We start from the raw sequence: 17,807 nt of genomic DNA on the forward strand, positions 1-17,807 counted from the left end.
CGTGGGATGGAGCTGCTACCTAAAATCATCATCAACATCAGAGCGCGCGATTGAGCGGCGACCGTGCGGAACTCGCACATTTCGCGCGTTTGGAACGCCGACTTCCAAACCCTGTTGTATTTTCAGAAATGACCGTTGTGGTCGTTCCCCCTATTGTTGAGCTTCGGATGAGCAAACGTAAGTCAAGCAAACGTAAGCTGGCAACACCGTCAAAGCGCGCGCGCAATCCGAAAATGGTCGCGCGGCCTCAACGGAACAAGCAGGCCATTGTTAGAAGCGCGAACGAGAATCCACTTCGCTCTGTTGCGACAGTCTCAATTAAACCGACTCCGAATGACGATCCAAAACACGAGGCTCCCATCATTGAGACTCGGGTGGATGCCATACCAGATGACCTCAGTAAGAGGATGAGAGACAGCGATCCATTAAAAGCTTTCACCTTAGCGACGGTAAACATGCAGGCTTATCAGGCGAAGCTTCTCGAAATAGCCCAGTCTAACGCGCAATTTGCCTTTGAATTCGGCCTGAGGTTTGCAGCGATCAGGTCGCCAGCTGAATGGTTCGCCGTCGTTTCTGAATTTGCAAGCAAACGGATCGATATGTTCGGGCAGCATTCGAAAGAAATGGCTGCATATCCGTTCTGGCGCATCGAGGCGGTGGCACGATAACGGCAAGCCTCACCGCTGCACGGGTTTGCTTGCCTTCGGCTGAGGGGCCAATTGCCCGATTCCGCTCCCTCGTTGTGAGCCCGCGCGTGCCCCGTAGTGAGCCTCCGCTTGGTGCCCATTGGCCTTTCGAGCCGAGGTCCTCAGTTGTTCAGTCGAAATACCGCGCCAGCGCGTACCGTCTAAGGATTGACAAATGTCCACAACTGAAACGGTCCTACTCATCATTTTGGCCATACTTGTCGTTCTGATACTCGGCAATATCGCATTTCAGGTGGCCGCCGAGCGAAAGAATCCGCCGATCGGCGTTTTCATCGAGTGCGACGGAGTGCGCCTGCACTATATCGAACGCGGTGATGCCGGCGCGCCTTGCGTGGTCCTGTTCCACGGGAATGGCACCATGATTCAGGATCTCATCCTAAGTGGTCTGGTCGATCGATTGGCGCACAACTTTCGCGTCATTTTCTTCGACCGCCCCGGATTTGGCTACAGCGACCGTCCGCGTACGCGCATCTGGACGCCCACAACGCAAGCTTCTTTGTTCGCTAAGGCTCTTGATCAGCTTGGAGTGCGCAAGCCGGTGGTGCTCGGCCACTCCTGGGGAACGCTGGTGGCAATCGCGCTGGCGCTGAGAAGCGGCTATGCCGTGAGTGGGCTCGTGCTTGCGTCCGGCTATTATTTTCCAACCTCTCGGATGGACTTTTGGCTCATGTCGAGTCCGGCATTACCACTGCTCGGCGACCTGATGCGCTACACTATTTCGCCCATCATATCGTGGGCCATTATGCCGAAGCTGATGCGCACGCTGTTCGCGCCGCGTGCGGTTCCGCCCGAATTCAAGAACGAATTTCCGATCTCCTTGACTCTCCGGCCTAAGCAGTTGAGGGCAGCCGCCGAGGAGAGCGCGTTCCTTATCCCAGCTGCCGCGCAATTGCAGCATCAATATCGGGACATACGGTGCCCCGTTAGGATCGTGCATGGAAAGGGTGACCGGCTCATCGAGGCCGACCAATCGCGCCGCCTGCACGAAGCGTTACCCCGCTCCCTGCTGCAGCTGGTCGAGAATGCCGGTCATATGGCTACCTATGCAGATCCGCCGGGAATAGCGGATGCCGTGGCGGCGCTGGGACTCACCGCACCAATGAGGATCACGTAGGCTTTCTTCTTGCAAAGCCGCCTTGCTCGGGGCCCCGGCCTGCCAAAAAGTGCAGAGGCGTCGGAGCGCCGAACGCGGAGCCATTCACACTGCACATTCATTCATAGCCCAGGTGCGAAAGCATCGCTCAACGCAACACCTCGCAGGGGCCGAGGCGCGAGGTCAGAAGCCCGGTGATTCTGAGATCGCAAGAAATGCGCCCAGCGGCGTACCTGAACGCGTTGGCGAAGTCCGACTATTCATCAAGCGAATGCTCAAGGAAGAAGCGCAGCATTTCTCTCGTTGCATCCGGCCCTTGCGGATCGGTATAGGATCCTGCGGGGCTGCCGCCCGACCACGCGTGTCCCGCGCGTTCGAAGATTTTTCGACCGCCCACGTCGCTCAGGACGGTGCGAGTATAGGCGTGACCGTTGGGTACGCGTCCGCGAAGTACCTTCGTTGTCAGTCTCGTCGCGCCCGCTGACTGCTCGATGATCCGATCGCCATTCTTTGGATGCACCGTCGTGTCCCGATCGCCATGGAAGACGATGGTCGGGATGACAGATGTTTTGTCATCCGCAATTGCCTTGGAGCCGCCTCCGTGCCGCATGACGGCGAACGCAGAGGGAAGATCGCTCGCGACCCCGCACGCCAGTCCCGAATGAACACCCACGGCAGCGTACAGGTCGCCATACGTCGCGCCCATGATAGCCGCGGCGGCGCCGGCAGACAGGCCCCCGACATAGACACGCTTCGGATCGATCGCATGGTCGCGCATGATCTGACGCGTGATGCCGGCGATCATCGAGGGCTCGCCCTCGCCGCGGCGCTGGTCGCTCGTGCGAAACCAGTTCCAGCACTTTGACTGGTTGGCTCCGCTAGGCTGCTCGGGATACACCACGAAGCAATTCTGCTCTTCCGCCAGGAAGTTCATCCGGGTGCCGGCGGCGAAATCTTCTGGCGATTGCGTGCAACCATGGAGCATGACGATAAGGGGAAGCTGCCTTCCCTCAGAGCGGCTCGGAACGAACAGCTTGTAGGTCCGGCTCCCCGCCGCGTTGCTGTAGCTGCCGGCGATGAACCGTGTGCCGTCCGGCACAATATCCGGCGTTGATGGTGAACGGCGTCTCATAGGACGTTGCAGGCCGACCTCAGAAAACTTCCTCATGCCATCGAGCGGTGAGGTACGTTTACGGCCCTGAACGGAGCTAGGCTGCGAGGTCGACCGGCGTTCCCTTTCCTCGACGAGGTCAGCCTTCGCGTCGATGGTCGGCGGCTCGAGCCGCGGAAGCGCCTGAGCGGCGCTGCGGGACGTCGGTGCTGTGGTGATGCCAGTCGCGCCTTACTTTTTTCCATAGCAGATGTTGAATTCTGGCCAGCCGCCCCACCTTCCGCCCCACCTGGGGTGCCCCGGTCATTTAGCGCTCCCTTCACAAGGGAGAGGTCTAAGGTTCGATCCCTTGTGCGCCCACCATTAAAACCTCTGAAAACGCAGCGCTTTCTGAAAATTCGCCCTCGTGCCTATTCGGCAGTTACAGGCACGAAAAAGCAGAACTAAGGAGCAACAGGCGGGGAAAGAGCGGGGAATTTGTTCGCCTCACGTTCCTCGCTACAGCAGGTCGTGCCTCAGATGAAATTTCGTCAGCTTGACGCCCTCATTAGACCGCCCTTCGCGTGATAGAATGGCCGTCAACGGAGGCGGCTTATGTACACGGCAAAATTGATCGGGGAGTCCGACAACCACATTGAGACGCGCCAATTCGCCGAAGAAGGCGCGGCCATTCGCTGGATCACCGGAGCCGGATTGGCTGATTTCAGCGATCAGACCGCCAGAGGCGAGGTTTGGCGCGACGGCCAAGTGAGATGGACGCGGGGCAATCTCCAAACCAAAGAAAATGAGGAAAGAGACCGACTGGCCTATGCTGCTCGGTGGCGCGCTGGCGCGTTCAATTAGATCACGAAGGATAGTGGACCGATGCCCAAGGGCAATAAGGGCGAGAAGCGCCACGCCGACACCGCACAGAACGCCATGCTGATCGGCAGGATAGCGACCGGCGAAGTCGAGGACGCGCCCAGCGAGGCACCTTGCTCGCCCATCTCGATTGATCACCTCAGAGCGAACTCGGATTGCTAAAAAGGCAGATCCTCGGGTCTGCCGACATGGCGCAGGTTTTCAACTCGTTTGTGGAGCGCCAAAGCCTCACCATCGGGTATGTCACGTTTTACCAGAGGCACGACCCTACAGCAGCCTCATCCCGGTCTCTTCGTCCCATTCGAGCTCGCACAGCACCTCCGCCTCCACAGAGGTGTCGCTGTAGAAGTGCTTTGCATGCTCCGCGAGCATTCGCCGAGCGGCGTCTTCTGCCTCCGCCCTAGAGTTATGCCGCTCGTGGAAGGAAGCCGCCGCTTCTGCGGTCCGGCGAGACGCCTCCCACTTCAGCAGTTGCACGATCGCGTACCAAACGCCGCGACCCGTTCGCCGCCGGACAAGTATTTCGCGGCAACGATCGGCCGCTTCGGCAACACCTAGCCACATTGCCGCGTCGGCCTCGACCTTCGCGTTCTCGCGCGCTTTGAAAGCGACGCCCTTCAGCGCTGGCTCAGTGAGCCGTCTGAGTTTGTTGTCGATGGTCATGAGATTTTTGCCGATCTCTCGGACGGCCTCCTCGGCCTCCCACGTCAATTTGAGGGGCCTGGGAGCCGCTCCTTTGGCCCGCTCGACCTTGGGCTGCCCGGCGCGCTTGCGCCGCCAGATATCATCCGCAATTGCGTCCAGGTCCTCCTGGGGGGGCGTCCACCGGTTCTCGCGCTCCCACTTCTCCCGATTGAGCTTAGGAGTAAGATCAACGATTTTCGTCTGAGGCTTCTTCAGAGCCTCTTAGAGCGCCATGCCCGTCTACAGCGCTGCGAAACCCGAAGCCACGAGATCCTTGTGCACTTGTCGTTCTCATCGAACGTCAGATAGCTGCCCTGCACTCTCTCGATGCGAACCGGCCTCTTGCCCTCGCTCTCCAGGATTACGTCCGCGACCTTCTGCTTTGTCCCGGCGTACTGCGGCATCGCGTCTTTGCTGCGGATCAAACCCATCATCACTCGTTGCGAGATGCTCTGAAGGCCGTCTTCGGCAAACAGATAAAAACGAATCGAAAGCCCCATGGATAGTCCTCAATGATCCCGCATGTTTCCGTACCTCAATGCAACGGGCAATACCCAAGGGCGTGGAAATCTCCGACGGCAGCCATGCCGTGGCGCGCTCTGAAAGCGCCTGAAAGCTGGCCTTGATGCTCGCAATGTCCTACTCGAGAGGCTAAGGAAGCGACCGAATCTGCTGAGAGAGGGCCTGAAAAGATCAGCAACCGCCACTCTATTGCCACTGCGGCCATGTCGCCCTCGACGCCGATCGTTGACCTGACGCCGTTCGATTGTCCGATCTCAAGCCGTTGCCGCTTACTGAAGTTGGGAGTTCCGTCCGAATTGGCCTCGAATGCTTGGGCACGCACGGTCCTAGAACTTTCGATCCGATCACGACTGTATCGCACGGCCGCTTCGTAAAGCGAGAGCGGACTACGGCACTACGCACCTTCGCGCAGTAGAAACTAATTCGAATCTCACTTGTTGTAGCCGGCACAATCACTTGCAGGAGACAACAAACATGCAACGTCTAACTTTGCTGGCCGCAACCCTGTTGCTGCTCGCGTCCCCGCCAGCGGGTGCCCAGTCGCAGCCCGCACAAAGCGGGCCTGGCAACAACGCCGTCAACAGTTCCGATAAGAACAATTCGAACGCACCGGTCTCGGGCCGCAACAGCTTTACCGAGGGCCAAGCGAAATCGCGGATCGAGGACGCGGGATATTCCAACGTCTCCGGCCTGCAGAAGGACAACGAAGGCGTCTGGCGGGGCAAGGCCGATAAGGCCGGCACCAAGACCGACGTCAGCGTCGACTTCAAGGGCAACGTGAACCCCGCAAAATAAGGAGCAGATAGCATGACGACCACAATTTCTCGCCTCTACGACAGTTATTCCGATGCCGAGGGGGCCGTCACCCGGCTCGAGAGTGCCGGCGTGCCGCACTCCGACATCAGCATCGTCGCCAACAATTCCGACAATTGGTACGCTTCACAGCGCGGCAAAGTCGACCGTGACCACGACGGCGTCGATGATCGCGCCGAGGGGGCGGGCGCGGGGGCCGGCATTGGCGCCGGAATCGGCGGCGCGGCAGGTCTCCTCGCCGGCCTGGGCCTATTGGCCATTCCCGGTTTGGGGCCGGTCGTGGCTGCGGGATGGCTCGCTTCCACGGCCGCCGGCGCGGCCGCGGGCGCGGCCACGGGCGGCATCGTCGGCGCGCTAACCCAGGCAGGCGTCTCCAGGGAAGACGCATCGCGCTATGCGGAAGGCGTTCGCCGCGGCGGCACGCTCGTCTCCGCAAGGGTGCCCGACAACGATCGCGCGCGTCTCGATGCGCTTCTCCATGAGAGGTCCGTCAACCTTCAAGAGCGCAGCTCCGCTTGGCAAAAGGCCGGCTGGACCGACTTCGATGCCGCAAGCCCACCGTTGTCTCCGGAAGACATCGGCCGCGAGCGCGAGCTCTACGGCGCCGGTGCGCGGCGATAGGCCTCGTCAATCTCGACAAGACAAAGGCTCCGCGCTGCGGGGCCTTTTTTGAGCTGAATGGCTCCTGCATCTTGCGGCCGAGAGAGGTGTCAGGCTTCGGCAGCAACAGACCGCATTGGTTCAAAATTGAACTTAGGACGTGAACGAGCGGTCAGAGGTGCAATCCGATAATGAACCGGATGGCGAAGAAGGAGCCAGCGGCGACTGCAATCGTCGCACTGATCGCGAAAACGACTCTCCAAGTCTCGTCCAATTTAGCCTCCCCGTGGTGGCCCCAGCATCGGGCCGGGGGGCATGATGATGCTGGGGCCTCCGGACAGGCTCTTGCCTCGTGGGACTGAGACAGTCACCGGCAAAATAAGCGAAGGTCGGTCCCAAAGTTCCTCGCAGCCAAAGCCCCGGGTGACGTGTCAGCTTACCCCCGACAGCGGCGTAGGAGCTGACATTGCACGAGGTCCGAGAAGGGCAGAAGCAGACCTCAGCCGAACCGGATAGTCAAAGTCTAGGCTTTTGATCTAGCTCAAAAGAACTGACCGGCGCTCCAGCAGAATGCCGGTTGTTGGGCGAACGGAGCACAGCGTCCTGATGGTTGCCAGTGCGTCCGGGACGTATTGTATGGCTCCATTCGAGTGCATAAGGTCCACACTACCGAGCCAGGCGGCAGCCGACTCAATATCCTCGAAGAACATCAACTTGTCGGTGGCGAGCTCCTTCGCGCGCTGGACCATTGCTGGCGTCTCAACTACCGCCCATCGGATGTCCGGGGATTGCTGCCGGGCAATCTTGTAATGCAGGCCCGCACCGCCGCCAAAATCGAGGACAGTCTTAATCGCCGAAACTAAGGGCCAGCCGCCTTGAGGCGTGTGATTGATTGTCTTGAGGAAGATTGTCTCAACCAGCTCAGGGTCTTCGTACCCTTCGATGACTTGCCGCGGCCGGAAAAACTTACGCTTCACTCTTCGGACAAAATTCATAACTGGCGGGCTCGGCACACTCTATGGTTGGTGCCAAACCTTTACGACAATCCAGAAATATTTGAAAACAATCAACGGCCGCGAAGCCTTCACCAGGAGTGTGAGCAGCATCTCGCGAGTCCAAGACCGTAGATCTGAGTCTTCCACACCCACTGTGCACAGTAGCTCGCGCGCATTCTGAGGCGATACCGTTCGGCCTCAGCCCTCTTCAGGCGTCATGAACATTGAGAGGAGTCTGTTGGCTCCTCAGGCGCTCTATCTCAACTGTGAACCGCACCTGCATGAGCGGCCCGGCATCGTCGCGCACCTCGATTGAAGCCTCGGAAGGCTTGATTGGCAATTGGAAATTCTCCGCTGCTGCATCGGCCATGGTCCGCGCAGCCTCTCGCTCCACAGCGTCCATGTTAAACAACTCTGGGATCCAGAACGATCGGCCGCAGGCGCCGCTCTGGAAGAGCTCCTGCGGCCGGGGCCGCGACGTTCCGCACGATCGGCGCGACACGCCAATTTGCTAGCACAGAGGTCCACCAGCGTGAACCGGCGAGGTGCGGCAATGAGCACCCCGCAGTGTCTCGCCATTCTTAGGAACACTCCCTCAAACCGATGCTTGAGCGATTATCATGTTGGTCCTATCGCCAGAGGTACGTAGGATTCTGCGGCGGGCCCGGCTCTACGGCTACCTGATCGAGCGAAACGACCAGATCTATCAGTTGGCCGCCTTTCATCCCGTTTGCACGAAAGCGTTTGCACTCAGGTTGGTCGAGGGCGGCTGGCTGACGAAGAACGGCGATCGATACGAGCTGACTACCCAGGGGCGTGAAGCGCCGGACTGAATTCCGGCGGCAGCCAGCAGGCAGGGAACTCAGGCGTCTATTCTTTTCGGTACGGGTGATTAACGGAGTACAGGCCCGCGAGCGTGAACCCGCGGCAAGGAGTAGAGATATTGGCGGAGACTGCATGGCTATCGCTGGTCGCAATGCTGAAGTTGCCCCACTGGCTGATGATCGCAGGGGCGTTCCTTGTGGTCGCCGGCTTTATTGGTGTTCTCGTCGGCGCAAAGAAAACAAAGAACACGGTCTACGTGAATACACATCCCGACGCGGCCAGAAGCGAACCGTAAACCCTTGGACCTGGAGATTGGTTCCTCGGCCGCTCAACAGGGAAGCGAAGGCCCGCCCAGGCCGTCAATTGAGGCGGCTCAACGCGCGCGTCGTTCTTCATCCTCGATACTGCTTGGCCAGTCCTATGAGGCTCTTCGCGATGTTCCTAAGTACGGTGGCGGTTCGTGGAGTGACGCCGGAAACGTCTGCCTTCCTCCGATAATCCAACGCTAACTTCCGGCATTCTTCGGCAGTCAGCATTCCAAGCCCCGTGCGCATCGAACTGAGATTGGCGATGTACTGCAACGGATGACTCAGGAAAGTTGACAAATGAACTTAGGGCATCTCAGTTCAAGGCTCACCAGCGTGAACCGGCGGCCCTGCTCTCGTCACCGGCCAGCCGGCGGGCGTGCGCCCTACCTTGAAGCTTGCTGAAATCAAGGGGCCGCAGCGATCGAGTTGGCAGCCTTCTTCGCCGAGGCTTCGACCGAGAAGAACCGCTGATCGCAGCCAGCTGGTGGCCTTGCGTACCACCAAGATATCCGCCACTAACCCACTTTCATTGGCCGGGGGAGCGCTGATTGAAGATGACTGGAGAACGTCCCTACTCTGACCCCGAAGCCGCGGCGCGCAAACTGGTGGAAATCGCCGCTGCCACGCCTGCCGTGCAGGACGGCCGGATCTACATCGAGCGGATCAACGCGCAATTCGTGGCCCTCTTGAAGGGCAGCCGTGGCCATCCGGAGTTCGGGAACGGCCTCCGATATGCGATCGAGCACGGCTGGCTCGAGCTGCATGAGAGCGGAACTTACGTCAGGCTGCTCAACAAAGACGGTGCGCGGCCTCTCTGAAGCGAGCCATAGGTGCTGTTCAGATTAAATTTAGGACGCTCTATCATTTGAGACTCCAGGGGTGAGTCCCGGGCGCGACCCTATCGGCCGGCGCGCCGCTTTGAATATGGCGCGTCGGGCGGTCCCGGTGCCTCTCGGTCCTCCAGCCCGGAGATGCCCGGGGCCGTTCGTACCCGCACAGGGGAATTAGGACACCAGGTGTCGCCGGACTCGCCGGGCTGCACGTTCAATGAAGCTGTCAGGTCCGCATCCAACTCCCGTTCAACTAGGCTCGCTGCCCAGCCTTCGGGAATGGCGTCGAGCACTCGATCCACAGCGGCGCCTCGCTCCGTCGCTGCTAGCCAGAGCTGGCGTTCGCCGCTGTCGGTTGTGACCCGAACCAAATAAACCCGTTGCATCACGTATAAGTACCAAAACGGGCTCAGGTTTCTAGCGCACCCGCAAAAGGGAACCGCAAACTGAGGCGGCCTTACTGCCTTGTGTGGTGCTTCAGCCGACCGACGTGTCGTTCTAGCTGCCAAACATCAAGGTCGTGCCCATCGAGTAATTGGGCCGCCTTCTCTTTGGCTTCTTCATCGTTGGCGCAATCCAGCTCATGCACAACGCCGGTAATGCGCCCGTCATCATCAAGGATGTAAGCGCGGTAGTCCATGGCGGCCGTTCCCCATATGGAACGATTGTACCACCAGCTACGCGCCTGAAAACAACATAGGACACGTGGGCTCAAATACGGACAGCTTCCGACCTCACTTTTTACGCTCCTGTTCTATGGCCTCAAGGGTCTGGTTCAACTCCGCATGCGTCGCCGCAAGCTGAAGAGTGATCAATGAGAGGCCGCCAACAGAGGCGGCCTTTGGGGGAACAGATGCTTCAGGCTGACTTAGCAAACGAGATTGGACGTTGGTGGCGATATCATGGGTCCTGATGGTGCTGGTTGGGGCCGCCTGGGTCTATTGGATCGTGCATTGACGGCTTCGGTCGGGTTCGCGGCGATCCTCGAACTTGATCCGGTTCATCGTTCTTGACATCAATTTCCGGCTGCCTATTTTCGCACCGGGAACACCAATCCCGATTTTAGAAAATCAAGGACCACACGCGACCGTCTGGAGAGACGACGATGCTCGACGTACAATCGGCCCGCATGCGCGCATATAGAAACACCGTTTATCGCTACCGTCGACTGCTCAAGACGAACCTGTCGGATCTGGAGTGTCAATTTATTGAGCGGCGGCTCGCAGAAGAGCTCTCGAAAATGGATGAGCTTGTCGCCTCGGGCTTCCCGATCAACGTCCCACCAAAGAGCTCGCCGAGTGATACGGAGGTCCGAGCATGACCTCTCCCACCGCACCGTCAAGTGATGCGCCGCCGGCTGAAGTCATAAAGGCCTATTTCGAGGCAATGACGGCCGCTTTTCAGGTTCTCGTTCTGACTCTGCAGTCAAATGGTTCTCTCAAGCAGGGCGAATATCAGGAAGCGCTGCGCGTCTACATGGAAGTCTTCAAGCACAAGCCTAATTGCGCGATCACATTGGCGCTCCTGAATGATCTTCGACAGGGAATGCTGAATTAGCAAGCGTGTGCTCGTATGTCCAAAGCAATGGAACTGATCGTCGCCGGTTATGTAAAGGCGAAGGACCGGCGGGCTTTATCAGACCTTCTCTCACACCGCCTTTGCTCGCCGGACAATATGATCAGGTGCTTCGCGTCGTCGCGTTCAATCCGGTCGAGGGTTGGCGAGACGTCTCCGAAGATGTCGCGCGGGACGGCGACCACTACCGCCGCCTGCCGCTTAAGCTGCGCAGCCACACCTCGCGCGGCTGCTGGCGCGCCGCCCCGTGAGCGTCTTCGCTGCACTGTTCGAGCAGGGCGAGGTCGGCCCCGATCTATTCCAACACGCTTGCATCATGGGGCTGGAGGGCATGGTCTCGAAGCGGCAGATCGCGCCTATCGCGAAGGCCGCTGCGATCACTGGATCAAGAACAAGAACCCCGAGCATCCGGCCTATCGCCGCCTGCAGGATCAGTTCTGATTAGGGCGTGTACTAGTAAATTCAAGCCTGTCCGCTTTCATGACAGAAAAGAAAAGGCCGCCCCGAGGCGGCTAGGTTCCAATTTTCCTTCTTCTGCTTATCTCTTGAGGGCGTCAGCGGCGTCCCGCGCTGCGTCCTTCACATCTCCTGCAGCCTTGTGGGCCGATCCCTTTGCCTCATCCATCTTGCCTTCGGCTTCGAGGTCCTTGTCTCCGGTAAGCTTGCCAGCACCCTCTTTGATCGCGCCCTTTGCCTTGTCGGCGACGCCCTTCACATGTTCGCGGTCCATGATCGTGTTCCTTTGCCGTTCTTAAGACGGTGGCACAACGAAAGCGTAGCAGAGAGGTTCCTGTAGAACGTGCGCCGTGGTGGTCTGCTGCTGGCCTAAAACACTCTTCTGCGACGAGAGTGCTGCGCCTTCATCGCTTCTGTTGGTCGGTGCGTGCTGCAAAGGTTGCCGTGAAAATCGTGCTGTCATCCGTCGAAGTGGCAGAGATCTGTCCACCATGCGCCCTTGCGATTTCCTGTGAGATGTAGAGACCAAGCCCCAATCCCTTCTGGTTAGGCAGAACGTCGCCTTGGTGAAAGGCGGTGAAAAGGTGCGGCATCGCTTGCGCTGGGATCGGCGGTCCTTTGTTGATCACCTGGATCCTAAAGCCCGCATCACTGGACCTCGCAACGATATTGATGGGCTCGTCGGGCGCACCATAGGTAATCGCGTTGCCGAGCAAATTGGATATCATCTGGCTCAATCGACCCGCATCAACGTTTACCGCCGCTGGTGCGTCAACATCCAACAAAATGCGGCGCTCGGAGTGCACGCTTTCGAACTCGGATACGATCTGCATTATGATGGGTCGCAAGTCCTGGCGTTCGGACCTCAGTTGCATCCCGGCACCCAGGCGGAAGCGGGCGAAATCCATGACGTTGTCTATCAAACCCGCCATCCGATTGATGCTGCCCTGCAAAAGCGCGATCCAATCTTTCCCTTCCTGATCGACCTTCTTGTTTAAGAGCCGCAGGCCGCCCTGAATCGAGGCAAGCGGATTTCTGAGGTCATGGCCGAGGATGGCGATGAATTGCTCACGAAGCTCCGCATTCTTCCGTTCCGCTGCAAGCTTACTTTCGGTCAATTCCATCCGTTCGGCTGCGTCGAGATGAGCTGCAATCAGTTCCGGAAACAGCTTGAACATGCCAACGACTTCAGGGGTATTTAGCTTGCGCGTTTTCGGGTCGATTGCACAGAGCGTTCCGAAGAATGAACCATCCGGAAGAACAATCGGGACCGAGATATAGCTCTGAAAACCGTACTGAGCCGGAGTATGGTGGTTGCAGTACTCTGAGTCCTCGCTGACATTGTCGATGATCACAGCCTCGCGGCTTTGGCGAATTTCGTGGCAAATCGTGCTCTCGATCTTCAGCTCGTCACCCGGCTTCAGCCCGAAGGCAAGGTCGCTCGCGATGCACAGGTGATCCATCTGTCCTCGGTGACGCGGGCAACTGCGGTAAACCCCATGCCCGTCGTTCGACTCACCACGTCAAGAATGGTCGAGACATTTACGGATTTGTGGGCGTATGCTTACTGGCCGCCGGCATCTTCGTCGCGGCGATCGTGGGGGGCAGGTTGGTGGAACGCGAGTGGCTGAATTGCCTCAAAATCCGCCCAGTAAGCCGAGTCAGACCCCTGGAATGTAAGCGATGGATTACGGCGCACGATGCAATTTGCGGAAACAGTAGTAAGGTAGTTCGGGCATGGACGGTTCCTACAGGAACTATGTGGCCCCCGATCCCCGTCCAAGCTCAATGCTTGCGGTTGATGGATTTGATTAGTCCTATGAAGCGCTACTATTTTGACCTGAAAGATGGAAGCGACCTTTCCCACGATGAAGAGGGCATGGAGTTGCCGGACGTGCTGTCTGCGCAGCAAGAAGCAGCCAAAGCGCTGTCGGAAATCGCCAGAGATGCAATCCGCTCACCCGACAGAACGGGTCATCAAATGGCAGTCGAAGTCCGCGACGCCAATGGCCCGGTGGTGCAAGTGAAGTACGTGTTCGAGATAGGAGAGGCCGCCAAGGACAACAAAGAAAGTGAATATCGGCAGCACGCTGCCGAGGCACAGAAGATGGCGGATCGCGCGCGTAATGACGACGATATGGCCTCATGGCTGCGTGTGGCTCAGGGTTGGCTCGGCCTCCTAACGAAACGTCCCCAGACCGACCAAGAAGCCTTCGATCAAGCTGTGTCCGAACAGGGCACCGCGCAGGAGCAGAACAAGACGTCGAATTAGCCTCGCTGTCAGGCCAAAAATTCAGGTCATTTTTTTAGGGTAGATCGGACCAGTCTTCCCTTCCGAGGGGCGCTCGTGACCCTTAGCAGACTCCGTCATACCAGGAACTGGACAAAGCCTGCTGTGGCACTCATGGTCTTGATTTTCCCGGTAACGTTAAACGTAAGAGGGCCACGTTTCGCTCGATTGCACGAGATCATTGTCCCACCGAGCGAGGGCTGAAGGTCTTGCAGCTTGGCAGCGGAGTGTTCCCGCAGAGGAGCAGCGCAGCGTGAAAGCGTGGCCGACCACGTCGCACCATGGGTTGTCGGGAAAATTTGGAACATGCCCCCCGAACGCTGGTTTGAGGCTTTGGGTGCTTGTGCGTGGCTAAGGAACATCCGCAATGGCGCTCCAGACTGGCCTCGGGAATGGGCTTCTGGCGGCTTTGCCGCCATCGGATCTCAACCTGCTTGAACCTTACCTTCAGAAGATATCGTTCGCGTCTGACGCTGTACTGGTGCGAACCGGAGATGAGCTCAAAGAAGTCTACTTTCCCATTAGCGGGGTCTTAGCGTTCTTAGTCGAGATGTCGGACGGACACATTGTCGCTTCCACTCTCATGGCTTCGGAAGGAGCGGTCGGGGCTCTCACTGTTCTAAGTCCCTCGCATTCGCCAGTCACAGCAACTGCCTATGTGGCTGGAGCTGCGCTTAAGATACCCGCTTCACGATTGCACCAAGCGTTTGAGCGAAGTGGCGCCATAAAGCGAGTTCTGCGCCTCCATCTCCGCACTCAACTGCTGCAGCTTCAGACTGTTGCCGCGTGCAACGCGGTGCACCCGGTGGAATGCCGTACGGCACGATGGCTGCTCGAGATTCATGACCGTGTTGGCAACGGCGAGATTAGATTGACGCAGGAGGCGCTCGCACAACTTCTTGGGGTGCGGCGAACGACCGTGACTCTAACGATGCGTAAACTCCGGGCAGTCGGCTGCATCATATCGGAGCGGCGCGGCGTGTTGGAGGTCCATCGACCGCGGCTCGAAAACGTCGCTTGTGAGTGTTACGGTGTGATGCGCCAGAGGATCAAACGGATGTACGACGAGGAGCTGGCAAAAGGCTCGCCGAATGTTTCGCATCTGCAATACTCCCCTTTCTCGTGAAATCGAATGTTTGCCGAAGGAGCGGCGGCGTTCGGCCGCTCGTCGAGTGGGGCACTGATGCCGGCTTCCGCAACGTTCGGCGATCAGCCATCCGTCGATGCCTCCGGCAGCTTGACCTCAGTGATGAGAACGTCGGCGATAGAATGGCGTTTGGAGACTAAACGCGCGGAGGGCTGATTGTTCTCAAACTGATGCCACTGAGCATAGATCTGGAAGATCGCTAGCTGGACGTTTGTTGGTTGGAGTTGCTACCAAAAATCATCTCGACATCGCAGAACGCACGATTGATCTCGTTTATGCGAAGCTCCAACAATCCACGGGTTTGGAACGCCTCATCACAATGCCTGTTGACCTTCAGAAATGAAGTCGCACCCCCGTTTGCCGGGAGCGTCAGATGAGCAAACGCAAACCGGCGACAGCGCTGAAGCGCGCCCGCAATCCGAAATTGGCCGCTCAGGCCCAACGGAACAAGCAGGCCATTGTTCGAAGCCAGAAAGAGCATTTACTTCGCTCTGCTGCGGAAGTCCCGATCGAGCCGCCTCTTGGGCTTCATGATGATCCTAAAGAGCCTCGGGTGGATGCCTTACCCGATGACCTCAGTCAGAGAATGACGGGTAGCGATCCAATGGAAGGCTTTGCTTTAGCGACCGCAAACATGCAGGCGTATCAAGCGAAGCTTCTTGAGATTGCCGGGGCCAACGCGCAATTAGCTTTTGAATTCGGCCTCAGACTTGCGTCGATCAGGTCACCAACTGAATTTTTCGGCGTCATTACGGAGTTTACAAACAGGCGGTTCGATATGTTCGGGCAGCATTCGAAAGAACTGGCGGCATATCCGTTCTGGCGCATCAATCCGCCCCGAGAGCTCACGGCTCTGCCGGGATGATAACTGGCGGCAAAGGATGGACGCGAACTCGGATCACGCACGCGCCGATCACGGTTGGTTGCTGTCGGCTGGGGAGCGCGGCTCACAACGAGGGAGTGGAATCAGTGCCTGCCATCGGCGAATAGGTTGACACCATGTCCACAACTGAAACCGCGCTGCTGATCGTTTTGGCCGGACTTGTCGTTTTGATCCTCGCCAACATCGCGTTTCAGGTGGCAGCGGAGCGAAACAATCCCCCGATCGGCGTCTTTACCAATTGCGACGGCGTCCGCCTTCACCATATCGAACGAGGCGATCCCGCCGCGCCTTGCGTGGTCCTGTTCATGGGAATGGCACCATGGTTCAGGATCTCGTCCTAAGCGGTTTGGTCGACCGCCTGGCCCAGAACTATCGCGTCGTTTGCTTCGACCGTCCGGGGTTTGACTACAGCCACCGTCCGCGCACACGCGTCTGGACGGCCACAAGGCAAGCTGCCTTGTTCGCGAAGGCTCTTGATCAGCTTGGGGTGCGCAACCCCGTGGTGCTCGGCCACTCCTGGGGAACGCTGGTGGCGATCGCGCTTGCGCTGCGAAGCGGCTATGCCGTGAGTGGGCTGGTGCTTGTGTCCGGCTACTATTTTCCAACCGCTCGGACGGACTTTTGGCTCATGTCAGCTCCGGCACTGCCGCTGCTCGGCGATCTGATGCGCTACACTATCTCGCCGATCATATCGTGCGCCATTATGCCGAGGCTGATGCGCACCTTGTTCGCGCCGCGCGCCATCCCGCCGGAATTCAAGAACGAATTTCCGATCTCGTTGGCTCTCCGACCCAAGCAGTTGAGGGCGGCCGCCGAGGAGAGTGCGTTCCTTGTTCCAGCTGCTGCGCAGCTGCGGCTCCAATATCGGGATATCCGGTGTCCAGTTAGGATCGTGCGTGGAAAGGCTGACCGGCTCATCGTGGCCGACCAGTCGCGCCGCCTCCACGCGGTGTTGCCCCGCTCCCTGCTTCATCTGGTCGAGGATGCCGGTCACATGGTTACCTATGCAGATGCGGCGGGAATAGCGGATGCCGTCGCGGCGCTAGCGCCCACCGCACCGGTGCGGACCGCATAGGCTTTCTTGTTGAATTGCGGGCGTCCGGAAGTCGCCCATCGGCGAAGTTGCGCCGTGCCTAACGGAGGTCCGCTCATGGCGGCAGAGCGGATGGCCCACGTTCCCTAACCTGCGCCGCATTCCCCGTTTGACCCAATCCCTGCTCGACACCCGGCAGGGTAAGACCGTCCGGCTCTACCAATGCCGTGCGGCGAGCGCATCTGGGATGATTAAGGTGAACAGTGCGGCATGGACCGTGCCATCCTTGTAGAGCACCTAAACCAAGCCCGACGACATGCCGCGATGGGTGAGCATCACCTTGCCCGGCAGGAACAGCTGATCGCGCAGAATTGGACCTTGGCCACGACACCACGGCCGCCATAGGCGTGCTCGCTACGTTGAGGCGCACGCAAGAACTACATGAGCTGGATTAAGTGCCTGCTAGGTGAACTGGCAAGGTAAGCCCGCCTCAGTTGGCGCTTCCTTCATTCAGCCCACGGTGACTTCCGCTGCTGGCCCGTTGCTGACCGTCTCCGGGACTGTCGCACCGTCCGCTACCAGGCGGTGAACGGACCTCGCTTATCCAAGCTGCAAAGGCGGCCGTCGGCTCGGAGCGACTATCTGCCTCGGCTACGAGCGCCTTCTTCGCACCCGCCGGTGATGGGATGACGGATCAATCGGGAGGAGATTCAAACGAGCGTCGAGGAATCCTAATGCGTCGTAGGCAGCACTTCGCGATTAGTCGAGGAACACCCTTCTCACCGAAATGAGAACGGCGACGATGAGGCCCGCGAGGCAAGCAGCTATGCAGACGTCTACCATCAATAGCAGCTGCTCTCTGTCCGCTCGCTTCAACGCTACCTCGACAATTCCTTGCGGACTGCTGCAGCGGAGTTGCCGACCTTCTCGACGATGTGTTGTAGTCTGCTTCTCGTTATGCCGAGCTCATGTGTCCAGTACTTGACTGCGTAATCGTCGTTCATATCGATCTTGTTGCGGTCGGGCTGAACACGCTTGCCGAAGGTCATCTTCCTGTCCTCCAGGTCAGAACGT

At 58.7% G+C, this 17,807-nt stretch carries 24 protein-coding genes and 1 pseudogene; 16 read left to right on the plus strand and 9 right to left on the minus strand.

The window, feature by feature from the left end; genetic code table 11:
- The first annotated feature begins 50 nt into the window (after positions 1–50).
- Positions 51–668 carry a phasin family protein gene (locus BRAGE_RS0134400; RefSeq protein WP_231164196.1) on the plus strand — a complete coding sequence of 206 codons (618 nt, stop codon included), beginning with the start codon at positions 51–53 and terminating at the stop codon, positions 666–668.
- A gap of 193 nt (positions 669–861) precedes the next feature.
- On the plus strand, positions 862–1,821 hold the full coding sequence (locus tag BRAGE_RS0134405) for an alpha/beta fold hydrolase (protein WP_027561312.1): 960 nt from the start codon (positions 862–864) through the stop codon (positions 1,819–1,821).
- 235 nt (positions 1,822–2,056) lie between these two features.
- Here the strand turns inward: BRAGE_RS0134405 and BRAGE_RS50665 are convergent.
- Positions 2,057–3,118, minus strand: a pseudogene (locus BRAGE_RS50665) (extracellular catalytic domain type 1 short-chain-length polyhydroxyalkanoate depolymerase); the annotation flags it as partial.
- A gap of 387 nt (positions 3,119–3,505) precedes the next feature.
- Between BRAGE_RS50665 and BRAGE_RS0134420 the strand changes: the two are divergent.
- Complete coding sequence (locus tag BRAGE_RS0134420; protein ID WP_027561313.1) at positions 3,506–3,754, plus strand: hypothetical protein; 249 nt, start codon at positions 3,506–3,508, stop codon at positions 3,752–3,754.
- Between the two features lie 21 nt (positions 3,755–3,775).
- Positions 3,776–3,934, plus strand: a complete 159-nt coding sequence (locus tag BRAGE_RS56530; RefSeq protein ID WP_181411709.1) for a hypothetical protein — start codon at positions 3,776–3,778, stop codon at positions 3,932–3,934.
- Positions 3,935–4,039: 105 nt separating this feature from the next.
- Here the strand turns inward: BRAGE_RS56530 and BRAGE_RS0134430 are convergent, their stop codons facing one another.
- The gene (locus BRAGE_RS0134430) at positions 4,040–4,435 is read right to left on the minus strand and encodes a hypothetical protein (protein WP_141263113.1); all 396 of its coding nucleotides are present in this window, start codon (positions 4,433–4,435) and stop codon (positions 4,040–4,042) included.
- Positions 4,436–4,668: 233 nt separating this feature from the next.
- The gene (locus BRAGE_RS0134435; RefSeq protein ID WP_027561315.1) at positions 4,669–4,956 is read right to left on the minus strand and encodes a hypothetical protein; all 288 of its coding nucleotides are present in this window, start codon (positions 4,954–4,956) and stop codon (positions 4,669–4,671) included.
- Between the two features lie 496 nt (positions 4,957–5,452).
- Here BRAGE_RS0134435 and BRAGE_RS0134440 point away from each other — a divergent pair, with 496 nt between their 5' ends.
- Both BRAGE_RS0134440 and BRAGE_RS0134445 read left to right on the plus strand, forming a co-directional pair.
- Positions 5,453–5,773 (plus strand): hypothetical protein, encoded by a 321-nt coding sequence (locus BRAGE_RS0134440; protein ID WP_027561316.1) that lies wholly within the window; start codon positions 5,453–5,455, stop codon positions 5,771–5,773.
- A gap of 12 nt (positions 5,774–5,785) precedes the next feature.
- A complete protein-coding gene (locus BRAGE_RS0134445; RefSeq protein WP_027561317.1) occupies positions 5,786–6,412 on the plus strand; it encodes a hypothetical protein in 627 nt (208 codons plus the stop codon).
- Between the two features lie 515 nt (positions 6,413–6,927).
- On the opposite strand, the gene BRAGE_RS0134455 is transcribed toward BRAGE_RS0134445, so the two are convergent.
- Both BRAGE_RS0134455 and BRAGE_RS50675 read right to left on the minus strand, forming a co-directional pair.
- Positions 6,928–7,386: a methyltransferase domain-containing protein gene (locus BRAGE_RS0134455; RefSeq protein WP_027561318.1), complete on the minus strand. Its 459-nt coding sequence runs from the start codon at positions 7,384–7,386 to the stop codon at positions 6,928–6,930.
- Positions 7,387–7,594: 208 nt separating this feature from the next.
- The gene (locus BRAGE_RS50675) at positions 7,595–7,789 is read right to left on the minus strand and encodes a DUF6894 family protein (RefSeq protein WP_035730396.1); all 195 of its coding nucleotides are present in this window, start codon (positions 7,787–7,789) and stop codon (positions 7,595–7,597) included.
- 217 nt (positions 7,790–8,006) lie between these two features.
- Here BRAGE_RS50675 and BRAGE_RS0134465 point away from each other — a divergent pair, with 217 nt between their 5' ends.
- From BRAGE_RS0134465 to BRAGE_RS0134475, 3 genes are all read left to right on the plus strand, one after another.
- On the plus strand, positions 8,007–8,219 hold the full coding sequence (locus tag BRAGE_RS0134465; protein WP_027561319.1) for a hypothetical protein: 213 nt from the start codon (positions 8,007–8,009) through the stop codon (positions 8,217–8,219).
- 110 nt (positions 8,220–8,329) lie between these two features.
- A complete protein-coding gene (locus BRAGE_RS55270) occupies positions 8,330–8,506 on the plus strand; it encodes a hypothetical protein (protein ID WP_156950899.1) in 177 nt (58 codons plus the stop codon).
- Between the two features lie 561 nt (positions 8,507–9,067).
- Positions 9,068–9,337: a hypothetical protein gene (locus BRAGE_RS0134475; protein ID WP_027561320.1), complete on the plus strand. Its 270-nt coding sequence runs from the start codon at positions 9,068–9,070 to the stop codon at positions 9,335–9,337.
- Between the two features lie 469 nt (positions 9,338–9,806).
- On the opposite strand, the gene BRAGE_RS0134480 is transcribed toward BRAGE_RS0134475, so the two are convergent.
- Positions 9,807–9,989, minus strand: a complete 183-nt coding sequence (locus BRAGE_RS0134480; protein ID WP_035730401.1) for a hypothetical protein — start codon at positions 9,987–9,989, stop codon at positions 9,807–9,809.
- A gap of 465 nt (positions 9,990–10,454) precedes the next feature.
- Between BRAGE_RS0134480 and BRAGE_RS53690 the strand changes: the two genes are divergently transcribed.
- Positions 10,455–10,670, plus strand: a complete 216-nt coding sequence (locus BRAGE_RS53690) for a hypothetical protein (protein WP_084334564.1) — start codon at positions 10,455–10,457, stop codon at positions 10,668–10,670.
- On the plus strand, positions 10,667–10,906 hold the full coding sequence (locus BRAGE_RS53695) for a hypothetical protein (RefSeq protein WP_027561322.1): 240 nt from the start codon (positions 10,667–10,669) through the stop codon (positions 10,904–10,906). Before BRAGE_RS53690 ends, BRAGE_RS53695 begins: the two co-directional genes overlap by 4 nt.
- Before the next feature lie 556 nt (positions 10,907–11,462).
- On the opposite strand, the gene BRAGE_RS0134505 is transcribed toward BRAGE_RS53695, so the two are convergent.
- Positions 11,463–11,654 (minus strand): CsbD family protein, encoded by a 192-nt coding sequence (locus BRAGE_RS0134505; RefSeq protein WP_027561323.1) that lies wholly within the window; start codon positions 11,652–11,654, stop codon positions 11,463–11,465.
- 130 nt (positions 11,655–11,784) lie between these two features.
- A complete protein-coding gene (locus BRAGE_RS50680) occupies positions 11,785–12,843 on the minus strand; it encodes a GAF domain-containing sensor histidine kinase (RefSeq protein WP_347336529.1) in 1,059 nt (352 codons plus the stop codon).
- A 356-nt stretch (positions 12,844–13,199) separates the two neighbouring features.
- On the opposite strand from BRAGE_RS50680, the gene BRAGE_RS57780 reads away from it, so the two are divergent.
- The 5 genes from BRAGE_RS57780 (at position 13,200) to BRAGE_RS50690 (ending at position 16,775) form a co-directional block, all read left to right on the plus strand.
- On the plus strand, positions 13,200–13,652 hold the full coding sequence (locus BRAGE_RS57780) for a DUF6894 family protein (protein ID WP_063617197.1): 453 nt from the start codon (positions 13,200–13,202) through the stop codon (positions 13,650–13,652).
- A 385-nt stretch (positions 13,653–14,037) separates the two neighbouring features.
- The gene (locus BRAGE_RS0134520; protein WP_027561324.1) at positions 14,038–14,796 is read left to right on the plus strand and encodes a Crp/Fnr family transcriptional regulator; all 759 of its coding nucleotides are present in this window, start codon (positions 14,038–14,040) and stop codon (positions 14,794–14,796) included.
- Between the two features lie 394 nt (positions 14,797–15,190).
- Positions 15,191–15,682: a phasin family protein gene (locus BRAGE_RS0134525; protein ID WP_027561325.1), complete on the plus strand. Its 492-nt coding sequence runs from the start codon at positions 15,191–15,193 to the stop codon at positions 15,680–15,682.
- Between the two features lie 134 nt (positions 15,683–15,816).
- On the plus strand, positions 15,817–16,041 hold the full coding sequence (locus tag BRAGE_RS57305; RefSeq protein WP_231164195.1) for a hypothetical protein: 225 nt from the start codon (positions 15,817–15,819) through the stop codon (positions 16,039–16,041).
- Entirely contained in the window at positions 16,020–16,775 is a 756-nt protein-coding gene (locus BRAGE_RS50690) for an alpha/beta fold hydrolase (RefSeq protein ID WP_231164194.1), read from the plus strand. Before BRAGE_RS57305 ends, BRAGE_RS50690 begins: the two co-directional genes overlap by 22 nt.
- An 836-nt stretch (positions 16,776–17,611) precedes the next feature.
- Here the strand turns inward: BRAGE_RS50690 and BRAGE_RS0134540 are convergent.
- Entirely contained in the window at positions 17,612–17,782 is a 171-nt protein-coding gene (locus tag BRAGE_RS0134540) for a DUF3606 domain-containing protein (protein ID WP_035730403.1), read from the minus strand.
- Positions 17,783–17,807: the final 25 nt, after the last annotated feature.

This window comes from Bradyrhizobium genosp. SA-4 str. CB756 (assembly GCF_000473125.1).
Taxonomy (GTDB): domain Bacteria; phylum Pseudomonadota; class Alphaproteobacteria; order Rhizobiales; family Xanthobacteraceae; genus Bradyrhizobium; species Bradyrhizobium arachidis.

Coding starts and splice junctions, on each gene's coding strand:
- BRAGE_RS0134405 (WP_027561312.1), top strand. CDS start 862: ATGTCCACAACTGAAACGGTCCTACTCATCATTTTGGCCATACTTGTC.
- BRAGE_RS0134420 (WP_027561313.1), top strand. CDS start 3,506: ATGTACACGGCAAAATTGATCGGGGAGTCCGACAACCACATTGAGACG.
- BRAGE_RS56530 (WP_181411709.1), top strand. CDS start 3,776: ATGCCCAAGGGCAATAAGGGCGAGAAGCGCCACGCCGACACCGCACAG.
- BRAGE_RS0134430 (WP_141263113.1), bottom strand. CDS start 4,435: ATGACCATCGACAACAAACTCAGACGGCTCACTGAGCCAGCGCTGAAG.
- BRAGE_RS0134435 (WP_027561315.1), bottom strand. CDS start 4,956: ATGGGGCTTTCGATTCGTTTTTATCTGTTTGCCGAAGACGGCCTTCAG.
- BRAGE_RS0134440 (WP_027561316.1), top strand. CDS start 5,453: ATGCAACGTCTAACTTTGCTGGCCGCAACCCTGTTGCTGCTCGCGTCC.
- BRAGE_RS0134445 (WP_027561317.1), top strand. CDS start 5,786: ATGACGACCACAATTTCTCGCCTCTACGACAGTTATTCCGATGCCGAG.
- BRAGE_RS0134455 (WP_027561318.1), bottom strand. CDS start 7,386: ATGAATTTTGTCCGAAGAGTGAAGCGTAAGTTTTTCCGGCCGCGGCAA.
- BRAGE_RS50675 (WP_035730396.1), bottom strand. CDS start 7,789: ATGGACGCTGTGGAGCGAGAGGCTGCGCGGACCATGGCCGATGCAGCA.
- BRAGE_RS0134465 (WP_027561319.1), top strand. CDS start 8,007: ATGTTGGTCCTATCGCCAGAGGTACGTAGGATTCTGCGGCGGGCCCGG.
- BRAGE_RS0134480 (WP_035730401.1), bottom strand. CDS start 9,989: ATGGACTACCGCGCTTACATCCTTGATGATGACGGGCGCATTACCGGC.
- BRAGE_RS53690 (WP_084334564.1), top strand. CDS start 10,455: ATGCTCGACGTACAATCGGCCCGCATGCGCGCATATAGAAACACCGTT.
- BRAGE_RS53695 (WP_027561322.1), top strand. CDS start 10,667: ATGACCTCTCCCACCGCACCGTCAAGTGATGCGCCGCCGGCTGAAGTC.
- BRAGE_RS0134505 (WP_027561323.1), bottom strand. CDS start 11,654: ATGGACCGCGAACATGTGAAGGGCGTCGCCGACAAGGCAAAGGGCGCG.
- BRAGE_RS50680 (WP_347336529.1), bottom strand. CDS start 12,843: ATGGATCACCTGTGCATCGCGAGCGACCTTGCCTTCGGGCTGAAGCCG.
- BRAGE_RS57780 (WP_063617197.1), top strand. CDS start 13,200: ATGAAGCGCTACTATTTTGACCTGAAAGATGGAAGCGACCTTTCCCAC.
- BRAGE_RS0134520 (WP_027561324.1), top strand. CDS start 14,038: ATGGCGCTCCAGACTGGCCTCGGGAATGGGCTTCTGGCGGCTTTGCCG.
- BRAGE_RS0134525 (WP_027561325.1), top strand. CDS start 15,191: ATGAGCAAACGCAAACCGGCGACAGCGCTGAAGCGCGCCCGCAATCCG.
- BRAGE_RS57305 (WP_231164195.1), top strand. CDS start 15,817: ATGTCCACAACTGAAACCGCGCTGCTGATCGTTTTGGCCGGACTTGTC.
- BRAGE_RS50690 (WP_231164194.1), top strand. CDS start 16,020: ATGGTTCAGGATCTCGTCCTAAGCGGTTTGGTCGACCGCCTGGCCCAG.
- BRAGE_RS0134540 (WP_035730403.1), bottom strand. CDS start 17,782: ATGACCTTCGGCAAGCGTGTTCAGCCCGACCGCAACAAGATCGATATG.